The 13,908-nt window shown below is 37.7% G+C and carries 10 protein-coding genes; 7 read left to right on the top strand and 3 right to left on the bottom strand.

The features are described 5' to 3' along the window. The first annotated feature begins 14 nt into the window (after nt 1-14). The 4 genes from QNI15_RS02210 (at nt 15) to QNI15_RS02195 (ending at nt 5,318) form a co-directional block, all read left to right on the top strand. Nucleotides 15-1,823 carry a c-type cytochrome gene (locus QNI15_RS02210; RefSeq protein ID WP_314030319.1) on the top strand — a complete coding sequence of 603 codons (1,809 nt, stop codon included), beginning with the start codon at nt 15-17 and terminating at the stop codon, nt 1,821-1,823. Nucleotides 1,824-1,985: 162 nt separating this feature from the next. Beyond that, nucleotides 1,986-3,134 (top strand): lactonase family protein, encoded by a 1,149-nt coding sequence (locus QNI15_RS02205; RefSeq protein WP_314030318.1) that lies wholly within the window; start codon nt 1,986-1,988, stop codon nt 3,132-3,134. Nucleotides 3,135-3,220: 86 nt separating this feature from the next. Beyond that, nucleotides 3,221-4,141 carry an RraA family protein gene (locus QNI15_RS02200; protein ID WP_314030315.1) on the top strand — a complete coding sequence of 307 codons (921 nt, stop codon included), beginning with the start codon at nt 3,221-3,223 and terminating at the stop codon, nt 4,139-4,141. Between the two features lie 49 nt (nt 4,142-4,190). Next, a complete protein-coding gene (locus tag QNI15_RS02195) occupies nt 4,191-5,318 on the top strand; it encodes a bile acid:sodium symporter family protein (protein ID WP_313993696.1) in 1,128 nt (375 codons plus the stop codon). 180 nt (nt 5,319-5,498) lie between these two features. Here the strand turns inward: QNI15_RS02195 and QNI15_RS02190 are convergent, their stop codons facing one another. After that, on the bottom strand, nt 5,499-5,858 hold the full coding sequence (locus QNI15_RS02190; RefSeq protein ID WP_314030313.1) for a hypothetical protein: 360 nt from the start codon (nt 5,856-5,858) through the stop codon (nt 5,499-5,501). 437 nt (nt 5,859-6,295) lie between these two features. On the opposite strand from QNI15_RS02190, the gene QNI15_RS02185 reads away from it, so the two are divergent. Further along, nucleotides 6,296-7,042, top strand: a complete 747-nt coding sequence (locus tag QNI15_RS02185; RefSeq protein WP_314030311.1) for a hypothetical protein — start codon at nt 6,296-6,298, stop codon at nt 7,040-7,042. 66 nt (nt 7,043-7,108) lie between these two features. Here the strand turns inward: QNI15_RS02185 and QNI15_RS02180 are convergent, their stop codons facing one another. Then, nucleotides 7,109-8,551 carry a DUF6770 family protein gene (locus tag QNI15_RS02180; RefSeq protein ID WP_314030309.1) on the bottom strand — a complete coding sequence of 481 codons (1,443 nt, stop codon included), beginning with the start codon at nt 8,549-8,551 and terminating at the stop codon, nt 7,109-7,111. 74 nt (nt 8,552-8,625) lie between these two features. Beyond that, nucleotides 8,626-10,062, bottom strand: coding sequence for a M48 family metallopeptidase (locus QNI15_RS02175; protein ID WP_314030307.1), 1,437 nt, complete (start codon nt 10,060-10,062; stop codon nt 8,626-8,628). Between the two features lie 624 nt (nt 10,063-10,686). Between QNI15_RS02175 and QNI15_RS02170 the strand changes: the two genes are divergently transcribed. Then, complete coding sequence (locus QNI15_RS02170) at nt 10,687-13,413, top strand: T9SS type A sorting domain-containing protein (protein ID WP_314030305.1); 2,727 nt, start codon at nt 10,687-10,689, stop codon at nt 13,411-13,413. A gap of 12 nt (nt 13,414-13,425) precedes the next feature. Further along, nucleotides 13,426-13,839 carry a hypothetical protein gene (locus QNI15_RS02165; RefSeq protein ID WP_313993681.1) on the top strand — a complete coding sequence of 138 codons (414 nt, stop codon included), beginning with the start codon at nt 13,426-13,428 and terminating at the stop codon, nt 13,837-13,839. Nucleotides 13,840-13,908: the final 69 nt, after the last annotated feature.

The raw sequence follows: 13,908 nt of genomic DNA, 5'->3' as shown, positions 1-13,908 counted from the left end.
CTTCTCATCCTGATATGAAATTCTTTACTATAAATAACTATTTATTCTGTTCCTGGCCATCTGTTTTTTTTCATAGATGGAGTGTGTGTGCACTTATTGCTATACTAAGCATAATCTCAGCATGTACCAACAAACAGTCTTTGCCGGAAGGAGATCCTGAAAATGGTGGACTTTTTCTTCCGCAAAGCTTTGAAGCTGTAGTGGTAGTAGATAGTCTGGAAGGTAAAGCACGGCAACTGGCAGTAAGTGACAATGGCGATGTGTATGTAAAAGCCCGATATGGAGGAAAAGATAGTTCGGTTATCGCTTTACGGGATACCAATCAGGATGGAAAAGCAGATGTGATAAAACTCTTTGGTGGATCAGGGCGTGAGCGAGGATATGGAACAGCTATGCGGGTATACAATGGCTATTTATATTTTACCTCTGAACTAACTGTTTTCCGTTATAAGCTGACTCCCGGCAAACTCGTTCCGGAAGGTGCTCAGGAAGTCATTCTGGAAGATGATCATCCACATGGAATGCATGAGCACATTGCCAAACCAATAACGTTTGACAACAATGGACATATGTATGTGCCTTTTGGAGCACCATCCAATTCCTGTCAGGAGAGTAATCGTACTCCAGGATCACCTGGTATTTATCCTTGTCCGTTGTTGGAAGATCATGGTGGTATCTGGCAGTTTGATGCTAATAAGGTAGGACAAACTCAGAAAGATGGAGTGAAATATGCCACAGGATTGCGCAGTGTGGTTGCCATGGATTGGAATACAGATGATAATAATTTGTATCTGGTACAACATGGACGAGATGATCTGTTGCGTTTGTGGTCTGAAAAATACTCGCCATGGGAAAGTGCTGTACTTCCAGCAGAAGAATTTTTCCGTGTTCCAAAAGGAATGGATGGTGGATGGCCGTATTTCTACTATGATCAGATAAAGAAAAAGAAAGTGATCAACCCTGAGTATACAGGTCATCAGGATTTAGTAGCCGAAGGGGATAGTCTGGAACAACCACTTATAGGCTTTCCAGGGCACTGGGCTCCCAATGATTTGTTCTTTTATACAGGCAATCAGTTTCCGGATCATTATAAGAAAGGTGCTTTTATTGCTTTTCATGGTTCTACGAACCGGGCTCCCTATCCTCAATCTGGTTATTTTATAGCTTTTGTTCCATTTGAAAATGGAAAACCTAGTGGGAAGTGGGAAGTCTTTGCAGATGGCTTTGCCAAAGTAGATCCTATTGTTAATGTAAGTGATGCTATTTACCGGCCTATGGGTATTGCAATGGGTCCAGATGGTTCATTGTATATATCAGAAACGGAAAAGGGTAAGGTATGGCGGATTATGTACAAAGGCGATAAACAAAATTTTGGCAAGGAACAGTTGGCCTCTATGGAAAAACGAAAACTTGTATCTTCTATCCGTACTCCGGATCAACAGAAAGATATTATAAAAGCAAGTGGGCTGATAGTGGCTGGTCAAAAAGTATTTGACACCTATTGTATTGCATGTCATCAGCAAAATGGACGTGGAGATTCACAACGTTTTCCTCCATTGGGTGGATCAGAATGGGTAATTGGAGACAAAGAAAGGTTAATTAAAGTATTACTTAATGGGTTGGAAGGTCCTATCGAAGTAAAGGGTAAACCCTATAATAATCTGATGCCTCAGCATAGTTTTCTGAGTAATGAGGATGCTGCCAATGTATTGACGTTTATCAGAAAGAACTTTGGGAATAAGGCTAGTGCCATTACCCCAGAAGAGGTAAACAAGGTGCGTAAGACAGCTGGCAAAGGAGCTGTTGCCACCAGTGAAAACTGATAAAATAATCTATACCTGCTGGAATCTCTGTATACTTACTATACAGAGATTCCTATTATTCACATAAAGAGACTAACACCAGACAGTTTCCATAAACGAATCAGAGGGAAATTGGTTTTTCCGGCTATTTTTGGTTTTCTGATTCAATTTTTACTAATTTTTATGAAAAGAATAGTATTTGTTGCCTTCTGCCTGCTGGCAAACCTTTGTAGCACTGCTCAGTCTACATCTTCTAAAGAGATTCTCTATATAGGCACCTTTGCCGATCGGGGGAGCAAGGGTATTTATGTCTTAAACTTTGACCGGACAAATGGTAAAATCTCCGAACTACAAACCGTAGGTGATGGAGCAGGTCCGTCTTTTCTGGCCATTCATCCTAACAAAAAGTTCCTGTATGCTATTTATGGGAAAGGTGTAGGGACTAAAAGTCAGAGTGGAAGTGTAATTGCTTATCAGATCAGTCCTGCCAATGGAAAACTGACAAAGTTGGGTAGTGAACAACCTTCTGAAGGGAATGACCCCTGCCATGTTAGTGTAGATCCTAAAGGCCGATTTATTTATGTTTCCAATTATGGAACAGGGAGTTTATCCGTATATCCTATTCAAAAGGATGGAAGTGTTGGGAAAGTAGCAGATGTTATACAACATCAGGGAAAAAGTGTAAATCCTGCCAGACAACAAGGGCCACATATGCATTCTATTATTCCATCTCCTGATGGTAAATGGATATACGCTACTGATCTGGGATTAGATAAGATTATGATTTATGCAGTGAATCCTACCACAGGTAAGTTATCCCCAGCATCAAAACCTTTTGCTGCAAGTGTACCTGGTGCAGGACCTCGTCACCTGGCTATTCATCCTAACGGTAATTTTGCCTATTCCGCTGAAGAATTGTCTTCAAAAGTCGCTGTATATAAGGTGGATAGAGCGACAGGTGGCCTTACTCCAGTAGAGCAGGTAACCATGTTGCCTGAAAATTTTACAGAGAAAAGTTATGCAGCAGATATCCATTTCTCACCTGATGGCAAATTTTTATATGCTTCCAATCGCGGTCATAATAGTCTGGCAATCTACAAAGTAGATCCTCAAACCGGCAAACTGACCGTGATAGGTCATGAGGCTACAAATGGAGGACATCCAAGAAATTTCTGTGTGGATGCAAAAGGCGAATTGGTATTTGTGACCAATCGTGACAATGATAATGTAGTTGTTTTCAAACGAGATAAAACTACTGGCAAGCTTACCTATACAGGATGGGAAACCAAGGTTCCTATGGCTGTATGTGTACAACAACTGTTTTTGAAATAAATAACCGTTTTCAGAGTGATCTATAAAAATATCATTCTGCTTCTCAATATCTATACTTACCTGAATTTTCCAATTAATCAGAACACATGTTACAAAAAGTCCTCGCCGCAATACTTTTATTATGTTGTGTATATGGCGCTTCTGCTCAGACAATCGCACGTGATGAATTAATCTTTCTGACCTCCGAATGGAAGGGAGAACGCTTTCCGGATGGCCGTCCAAAAATACCTGATGATCTGATAGAAAGAGCTAAAAAAGTTGGAATTGAAGAAGCCTGGCAGGTATTGAATAATGAAGGGTACACATGTCAGTTTGAAAGAAACTGGAAAATGGTGCATGACGATGTGCCTGTAGTTGGGCGTGCCTTGACTGCCATGTTTATGCCGAGTCGACCGGATGTAGAGAAAAAGATTAAAGAGAGAGGACAGAAGCAGGGACGTGTTGGCAATACCAATGCCTGGCCTATTGACATGCTGACTCCAGGTGATGTGTATGTAGCAGATTGTTTTGGGAAAATCGCTGAAGGAACATTGATCGGAGACAACCTGGGAAACTCAATTTATGCCAAATCTCACAATGGTGTCATCTTTGATGGGGCTGCACGGGATTTACAAGGGTTAGCTCAGATTAAAGGATTCAATGCCTTTGTACGGGACTTTGATCCGTCCTATTTAAAAGATGTTGTATTGATGGGGCTTAATACTCCTATCCGTATTGGCGGAGCCATCGTATTACCTGGCGATCTGGTTATTTCAGAGCGGGAAGGAGTACTATTTATTCCGGCACATATGGCTGAGAAAGTAATCTCCACTGCTGAGTTCATTGGCCTGCGGGATAAATTTGGTCATGAGATGCTGAAGACAGGAAAATACAGCACAGGTCAGATTGATAATGAGTGGACTGATAAAATTAAGGAGGATTTCCTAAAGTGGCTGGACCAACATCCTGCAGAACTGAAAATGACTCGAGCTCAACTCGATGAGTTTATGAAAAAACGTACTTGGTAATTTCATCTGAAAAAAATTACACACCTGTTTATTTAAGAATTTTTAATCTATGACTTCTACTGCTGGACAAAAGTATCGGAATATAATTGCCTGGAGTATAGCTGGAATCAGTTTGCTTATCACCTTAATTATGATAGTAATGGGAAGGTTAGCAGAGGCTGGTCCTGTTGTTATTCTGCTCTTTGCTGCCTTGGGTATTGCCTTTCGAGGATATGAGGTATTGAAGGGATTCGCCTACACACTCATGATCTTTGCTGCTGTTACAACTGCTTTGTATTATCCACAATACTTTCTCAAAGTAAATAATTTTACGCTTACAGCTTTAATCACTCCATTGATTCAAATTATCATGTTTGGTATGGGGACTGAGATGGGAGTAAAGGATTTTGCCAGCGTAGCAAAGATGCCAAAGGCTGTAATTAGTGGTTTATTGGGACACTTTACATTAATGCCTCTGTTAGGATTTACATTGGCAAAGGTTTTTGGCTTTTCTCCTGAAATTGCTGCGGGTGTGGTATTAATTGGAAGTATGCCTTGCGGTATGGCTTCCAATGTGATGTCATATTTGGCAAAAGCGAACTTAGCTTTGTCGATTACATTAACGGCTATTGCGACATTACTGGCTCCCTTTTTGACACCTATGTGGATGAAAATACTGGGTGGGGAATTTATTGAAGTGGATGCGCTAGCTATGATGTGGGATATCATCAAGATGGTAATACTACCTATCGGTGCCGGATTGTTATTTAATAAACTGCTCAAAGGAAAACTGGAGTGGCTGGATAAGCTAATGCCACTGGTGTCTATGCTGGGTATTGCTTTTATCATTGTGATCATCACCGCTTCTGGTAGAAATAATCTATTGCAGATTGGACCAGCACTAATCGCCTGTACACTGATTCACAATACCAGCGGATATTTTCTGGGATACTGGCTGGGACGCGCCTTCAAATTGAGTGAACGTGATTGCCGTACAATTGCTATTGAAGTAGGTATGCAAAATGGAGGGCTGGCTTCCGGGTTGGCGAAAGAAATGGGAAAGACTGCAACCCTGGGCTTAGCACCAGCTGTTTTTGGACCGGTTATGAATATTACTGGTTCTATTTTGGCGTCTTATTGGCACAGAAGACCTCCGCAGGAGAAAGATACAGATGAGAAGGAAGTTGTAACGGCTTGATTAACCATTCCATAACGACTACATGTTACTTGATAATGACTTGTAGTTGTTATGGAATGATTGATTTTCAGATAATCCATTTTGTTTCTTCTTGCAGATTAAGTAGCTGCTTTCTAAGTTCAGAAGAATCTGTAAATATCAGTTGCTTACAGAATTCGCTTAATGAAGCTGCCTGGTAGGTTAATCCGTAATCCCAATCATAAATATAGGTTTTTCCTCTATTATAAACATTCCAGCCAATTCTAAAAGGCTGGCGAATGGGATAACTTTGCTTTCGCAAAGAGTTGAATCATCACTTAAATTATTGAAGGTTGTTTCGATTTCTTCCACACTCAGGATTGACTCAACACTACTGGTTTGAAAAGTGGTATTTCCTATAAGTCTGTAAAAGGAGTTAACTTCCAGATCTCCTCCATTATGTAAAAGTAGAAGTTTCTGTAATTCAATAGGGATCTCTGACCTAATAACAACTGCTAAACGTTGTAGGTCTATTTGGGTAATACTTTTTCCTTTAGTGATTAATTCTAAGTCCAGATTCATTGCTATTTGTCGTGCTTTACATTGAGTGATTTAGTTTTTTGATCTTCATTTATAAACGAAAGTAGTTATTATACAATTTATTACATTATTGAGCTATTATTATTGATGTGAAGAAACGCGATTTGTTACTTCTGATACTATACTAACAGTTGCTAATGAGTGTAATAGGTAATAATACTCCTGGGAAGATATTAATGACTTGATTGATAGTATATTATTTGTTTTATGAACTATTATATACCTGTTACTATTTTTATTTATGATACTTTATGGCTTCATATTAAGGTGGTAACTGTATATAGGCGAATTAGGTATTTGATAGCTAAAATTACATGTTGTATTTGTAGTATTGATACAAGTGTTTTTTGTGTATATGTTTGCAAAGTGTTTGTTATAGGAAATTTTTAACTAATTAACTCATTTTGTAAATGTTTACTATGAAAAAAACAGTTATGTTTTTCGCTATGCTGTTTGTTGGCAGCGTCAGCGTATTTGCTCAAGATAAAGGGGATGAACCAGATAATTCAGTATTTCAGTTCCTTCCGGTTTATGACCGTTATGCTTCTAAGGAATGCATCGTTAAATTGAAAGATGGTACTACGGTTAAAGGAATTAACGATGATCTGGATAGAAAAAAAGGACAGATTACTGCCATAGAAATTAAAGATCCTGCTACAAAGAAAACAATAGAATATAAAGCTGAACAGATTGATGAGATGTATCTGTATCCTTCAGGATTTGACAAATTGTCAAAGAGATCTGCTGCAGTAACTGATCTAAAGGCATATACTAATAATAGCCTTGACAAAATCTTAAATCAAGGATATTGCTACTTTAAGAATCAATCAGTTTCTTTAAAAAATAAAAAGAAAGAAAAGGAATTCCTGATGCAGTTGGTAAATCCTGATTTTTGTTCTGCTATCATGGTATTTGGTGACAATATGGCTAAAGAATCTGCTTCTATTGGTGTAGGTCCTATGAAAGTAGCTGGTGGTATTGACAAATCTTTCTATGTTAGAAAAGGAGATGAAGTTTTTTGGTTGAAAAAAGCTGAGTTTGAAGATAACTATGATAGACTCTTTGGTGATAGTCCTGAGTTTGTGGCTAAATTTCCTAAAAAGGACGTTGTATGGAGAAAGTTGAATCTTTATATCTATGAGTATACAAAGACCGTGACGAAATAATAATTTTAAATTTTAGGAATAGAATAATAAAGAATACCTCTCCACTAGTGAGAGGTATTCTTTTTATTAGATATTGATTTTTACAAGTTGCATATCTAACTTTTTCTTTTTGCTATCATATTGAGAAATTTTAATATAACCAGATTTCGCTTCTTCAATAACTGTTTTAATAGCAGAAGTATAGTTTGGGGTTATTCTATCAATACCAAAGTTTTTTTCAGGAGTATAAACGAGTATCATAAACTGAATTTTGTCTTTGGACTCTAGCGGATCAAGAAATGCAGCTATGAACCCATTGCCTTTATCTGTCAGCTGACTGAACCTATAATCAAAATAACCATTTTTTGATGATGATAAGCTTTTTAACCTGTGATGCATTGAGTTGTTAAGGCCATCTGTAGTTCTTTTCCTTTGTTTGGTTTTGGCAAAGGTGTGAATTTCTTTTAGTGTAAAGGTTGAATCAAGCTCAAAAATAACTATGTCATACGCCACAAGCCGACTAAATGTCCTACTATGTTCTTCGCCTATTAAAAAAATAGTCCCATCCTTTGTTTGTAAGATGTCATGAAAGAAAAAATTAATGCCTTGTTTGGTTTTTGCTTTTTCATTAAAGAATCCCTGAAATGCAGTTGTCCATAAATTAAAATCACGTCTGAGTATTTTGCCAGAAATGTCAATCTTTAGATGAAATAGGCCTGTATTTTGTGAAAAAACATAAAGTGTATTCTTCGTGTATAAGTCTCCAAATACATCCATACTATGGTTTAATGAGTCATAGATTACTTTATTTGGTTCCATATAATAGGTTTTATCCCATAATGGAACAGAAGCAAGCAGATTTCCTGTAGTTATGTCCTGTACAATGAGAGTATTTCTGTAAAATTTGCTTGTATCTTTCTTTTCTGTTGTATAAGCATCTTCTCTAATTTGTAGAGAACCTAAATATTTCGAATCGGCAAATGTGTTTTCCCAACTGTATTCTCGGTTATATTCCCACTGTTGGTGTAACTGATTAGTATACTTTGTGGTCATATGTGCATACAAGATAAATCCTTCATTGGGTATTGAAACAAGTTTTACTTTATTAAAGTAAACACGGTCTTTCTTTTCGGTTTTTCCTAATTGTTTCAGGTTTCTATCATAGGAGAGTAAAATGTGTTTCTCCATTATCTTTGGACCTGTAAAGTCAATTTTGCTAAACAAAACCCCAAATGCTTGACCGTTAAATACGATACTTTGAAGCCTTATATCTTTCTCTTGCTTGATTTCTACCGAATCCAGCTTTCGAAGATTCTCATCTTGAATTAAGAATAAATAGGTTTTCAGTGGTTCCTTCTTTGTACTGTCTAATAAATATAAAGAGTAATACCCTTTTACTTCATTGTTATACATGATTCTTCCTGAATTAGCAATCCTGACAGTGATGGTGTTAAGCGTAGACAGGTTCTGAGCAGAGGTAGAAATGATAAATGCACAATAAACTAGTAGAAGAATAACGATTCTTTGCATACTTGAATAGGTTAATTAGTGATAGAAAAGTCAATATATCAGGATTTTGCAGTTAGAATGTTGCAGTTTTGAAATCATTGTTGTCTCATGCTGGCTATATATTTTCCTGTTGGAAAGATGCCCACATATTCAGCTTTTATTTTCGTGGGTGTAGTTTTACTTGCAGGTAACTGACTACAGAGCCAGTAGGCATACCAGAAGTCTTCACTGGTGGCATCTTTTGTTTTTCTGGATTCTGCATATTGATAACCAATGCTTGCTATTTCGGACAATCGAAGCTGCTGAAAGAATGTTAGAAACCTGTCATAATTATCTGCAAAGCGCGAGTCTGGAAGGTCTAATACTTTACCTATCTCATGATTTTTTTGATACATATACAGTTGGTAAATACACTGGCTGACCATTGCATGGAGATAGGTGTTTTCAGGATACTTTTCCAATAAAAGCAATGTACTAAATAGTGCCACCCCATATTCTTTGAAATGATAGTTTGACGCAATCTCTTCAAAGGTGGATAAGGTTGTTATATGTTGAAATTTCGTTTCATTACTTTTTGCTGATTGTCTATTTGTTTTTCCCTGAAGCTGTCTTTTTAAGGCAGCCTGCCTGCGTTGGCAATTTGGATGTGTGTGGGTGATATCTGAATCATCAAATGTGTCCTCTTTTTCATTCCTGTCCCAGGTTGTAGATTTTTCATAGGCTAACCAGGTTGTCTTAAAAGGATATTCTGCAAAATCAAAATATTTTTTAAAGTCGATTGATGTTTGGTTAAAACCTTTATCCGCTTTACCTAAAATATCCATGCATTCAACAGGGGCACTTAGGTCATAGTTTGTGTTCAGGAAATAGGTTAATCCTATAGAATCTGCTTCGAATTCATAGGTACGGCTATGTTGATTGATAGATAACTCCAGGTTTTTGATTAACTCTTTTTTGTAGTTATAGGTTGTATTCCGTTCCAGTTGCTTTTCCAGTTCTTTATCATAGTTTAATCTGGCAAGTGTGGTTATCTGCATATCCGCATGTCTGCGATGATAATGTGCCAATTCATGACATAAAATGAATGCAAGCTGACTTTCATTCTGTAAACGGCTTAATAAACCAAGAGTAATAGCAAGATTTCCATCTCCAAAGCTAAATGCATTGGGTACACTACTACGATATACATATACAGTTGTTTCTTTACTCAATGTAGGATTAGCCTTGTAGATCTTCTCTTGAATTTGTTGAAGATAGGGGGTGATTATTGGGTCATCTATAAGGTAGTCATTATTAAAGTTGGATACGACATATTCGAAGCGTTCCTCATATAGATGTTTTATATAGTTATTGATTTTCCTACTATATCCTTTGACATGTGTTTTATCCTCCTCCAGTCGTTGGGTTAGTTTTGTATAGACATTGATAGGTATAGTATCTAGTATCGGGACAGCTATATAGGATTTATCAAATTGGGCGTGTAGAAAATGAGGAAAAAGGAATATAAGTAAATAAACCGTTTTGTGTATCATAATGGATTGGTTAGCCTACATATTTATGAAAGTAAAGATACTTGGGATTTTCTGGCAAAGATATATCTATTTATTTGATGTAATAATAATATAGAAAGTAGAAATTTAAGTAAATCCTGCTTTTTATTATGTTGTTATATGCAATGTTTTTGTGGTAGTTGATCTACTTTATGAATGATAATATTAAAAGTGCTCTTGAGAACCTTGTTATAAGAAATGGCTTCTTTAGGATGATCCCCTACCTTTCTATCTAAGTATCCTGTTTTCTATTAGATCATATGTCTGTAACTTTTTTCTGAAATATGCTGGGATTTAATAGATAGTGGGTTGTAGCTTTAATTAGGGTAGAAAAACATAGACTAACTGGATAAGAGGGGTTTGAGGTAATATTAATAGTCTGAAATCCTACTGATTAAGTCATGGGTTTGTACAAATTGTTGTGGTTCAGGATTTTATTTTTTTACTGAGATAATGCCTTTTTCAGACTAGTTATACAAGTGAATACGTAAGATTTTTGATTATAAGATTGCCTCAACCGTAATCTTATACATTTTTTTTCATGCTACTACAAGTAAGATGTCTATACATGGGTATTAAAGTGCACGAATTAACCTGCTATGAAAAATGAAATACAAATCTTTACTCAAACTTTTAGTACTGTTGGCCATACACAGTATAGTATCAGGGCAACTTTGTGCCCAGGTACTTGTTTATGAGGGCTTTGATTATTTTAATACGACTAACGAAAGTCTTCATCAGATCCATAATGGTAAATTCACAGGTGGTACTACCACTAATCTTGCGACCAGTTTGGGATGGGGAGGTGACTGGCAAGAGGTTGGAGGGACTGGAACGTATGTAGTAAGTCCTTCGCCCTCTGTTGATTACACGGCAGGCGTATATGATCTCATTACTGCCGGACATTTTGTACAAACAGGGACTGCTTCTTCCATAGGAAGAAAACTTCAAAATAGTCCTGCCGGGCCATTTGGGAGAAATGGTACTAACTCCAATACGGGAAATACGAGTAATGGTACTAATTATCTGGTAATACCAGGTAACTTTACTTCTAATAGTTATTCCTCTACAACTACTTCTGTTGGTGCAAATGGAACTACATTATGGCTTAGCTTTTTAGTGAATAAAACTGAGAATAACGATAATCCAGCCTATATTTCTTTACATAGAAACTCAGATGATTGGGATGGTGATAGTGGAAATCATCTGGCTGTTGGTTATTTTGGTGCTTCATCTAATTCCGGAGGTAGTCGCTATTGGTCTATTCGGATTAATAATGCTGTGACTGTCAGCAATGATATCATTACACCCAATCAATGGACATTACTGGTTGCCAGAATTAATTTTAATTCAGCTACAGGCAATCAGGTAACATTATATGTGAATCCTACCAATATTGGGCAGTCTGGTACTCCTGCCACTAGCAATGCTCCTGTTTCTGCTTCATCGGCAGCTGGAGTTGTTAATACATTTACAAGTCTTGCTTATTATGGTGGGGGAGTGGCATCAACTATACCTCAAAGTTATATAGACGAACTGCGTATCGCGTCGGATTATAATTTTGCCACAACAGCATCTAATCTGATTCGCATTGAAGGCTCTCTCTGTACAGGAACACTTGGGAATAATATCTTTACCAATGGTGACTTTGATAGCTATGCTTCTACGCCTACCTATAATATAGCTCAGACATCACCCTGGACAGATCCTCCATCCAGAAGTTCCATAGATGATTCCGGGCCTTGGGTCGATGTGACAGGTGGTGGTTCTTATTGTTATGTAGATGTATTGAACTTTGGTGGTAACGGAGGACCTAATGATGGATATTATACTCTTGTAAATGGCATAAGAAATGCCTGGGGTGTATGGACTACTAATACAGATTATAGTGGTACTGGGTACCTGATGTTAGCCAATGCCGCTTATCAACCCAATATTTTCTTCAAGCAGGTGCCAAGTAATAATTTCTGTGAGTTGACCAGATATGAGTTCAGTGTGCAGGTAATGAACGTTGATAAACAAACTTATCGGACTGCCTATGGAAGTTCAGGAACTGCAGATGGCGGATTTAAAAATTGTGATCCTACCCGAGAGCCTGGATGCCAGCAGTTATCGCAGCTTGACGGTGGGGTGAGTGCAACAGGTAATCGAAATCTGACTACGCATAGTAATTCAGGTGGTAGCGGCTGTAACTTGTATGACTGGTACACTTCAGGTACTGTTAATGCAACTACATCTGATTCAAGAAGCTACCGGGTACTTCCTGATATCGAATTTATCATTGGTGATGGCAGTGGAAATGAGGTGGTTGCTTATAGTCCTCCCGCACCGATACCTAATGATGAACAATGGCATAAGGTAGGATTTACCTTTACTACCAAAGCAGGGGTTACATCACTGGAATTAAAAGTACGGAATAAAGCACCTGGTGGTGGTGGTAACGATATTGCGTTGGATGACTTCTCGTTTCGTGCCTGTGGACCTTCTGTTTTGTTGGGAAACAATTTTCCAGGTTGTACACCTACTCCATTGGTTTGGGTTGATTCTATTACAGATGAATATTCCAGTCCTAAATACCAGTGGGAAGTTAGTTCAAATAATGGTACTTCCTGGACAGATATTGTTGGGGCTACTGATAGCGTATATATACCTACTTTTCCAACAGTTAATCAAAATGATCTGGTGCGGTTGCGTATTGCCAGCAGTGTACCTAACCTGAGCTCTGCTAACTGTTACATCGTTTCTTCCAGTCTAAATGTGGTTTGTCTGGTACCTCTTCCTGCTACATTGCTTTCTTTTAATGCACAAAAGATCAGTACAGGTGTGCAGATAAACTGGCAGACTACCTATGAGTCTGAGACAGATTATTTTATAGTAGAACGTTCTTTAGATGGAAGTACTTTCACTCAACTATGTCAGGTAAGTGCCAAAGGAAACAGCAATCAGTTGGAGAGTTATTATTGTTATGATTCAGCACCTGCAAATGGACGCAACTATTATCGTCTAAAGCAAGTAGATCAGGATGGTCAGTATTTATACTCCAAAGTAGTTTCTGTTACTTATGATCAGGCAACCAGTTCCCGTCAGATACAATTGGTACCAAACCCGGCAAATGAAAGTGTAAAGGTTGTTTTTGTTGAGGAGGTAACAAAAGCTCAGTCAGCACATGTAACTGTATCTACAATAATGGGACAAGTGATACAGGAACAAACTGTAAAACTAAACAACAATGAATTAGTTCTTAATACTTCTGCCTTGGCAGATGGAATCTACATTGTGGAAGTAATGTTGGGAGAGCAAAAATTTGTACAAAAACTGGTAATTACAAAATAAGCAGAAATACCAATGGGAAAATTTGATGCTGTTATAGAGAAACATACTGATCTGGGTGTACATGCCAATAATATAGAATATGCAATTAGCGCTATAAAAGATGGCGTGAGGAGAGAGTATATACTGGAAACATTAACTGCTGATTATCGAGGAATGACTTCACAACAGGCAACAGCATTACTTGAAGATTTATATGCTAGGGCTGGTGGAGAATTCAAGCAAGAAAGTCGCGCAGGATATCTGTATGGAATTTTCCTTCTGTTAATAGGATTCGGTGCATCCTCCTATATCTTCTATGTGATGAGATATGGAGGTAAGTTATCTTTGGTAGTGATTGGCTGTGCTATAGGTGGAATTATTGGTGGAATAGGCTATATACTAAGTGCGATTCTAGGTACACATCGGGAAGAGGATTCTCCTTTTTAGCGCACTAGAAAATAATTAGTTGAAATTTGATACCCAGGCAATCAAGCCTGGGTATTTTTTTACCCTTAA

This window comes from Xanthocytophaga flava, assembly GCF_030068545.1.
Lineage (GTDB): Bacteria > Bacteroidota > Bacteroidia > Cytophagales > 172606-1 > Xanthocytophaga > Xanthocytophaga flava.
The sequence above is the reverse complement of the archived record's forward strand: the minus strand, read 5'-3'. Positions and strand labels throughout refer to the sequence as shown.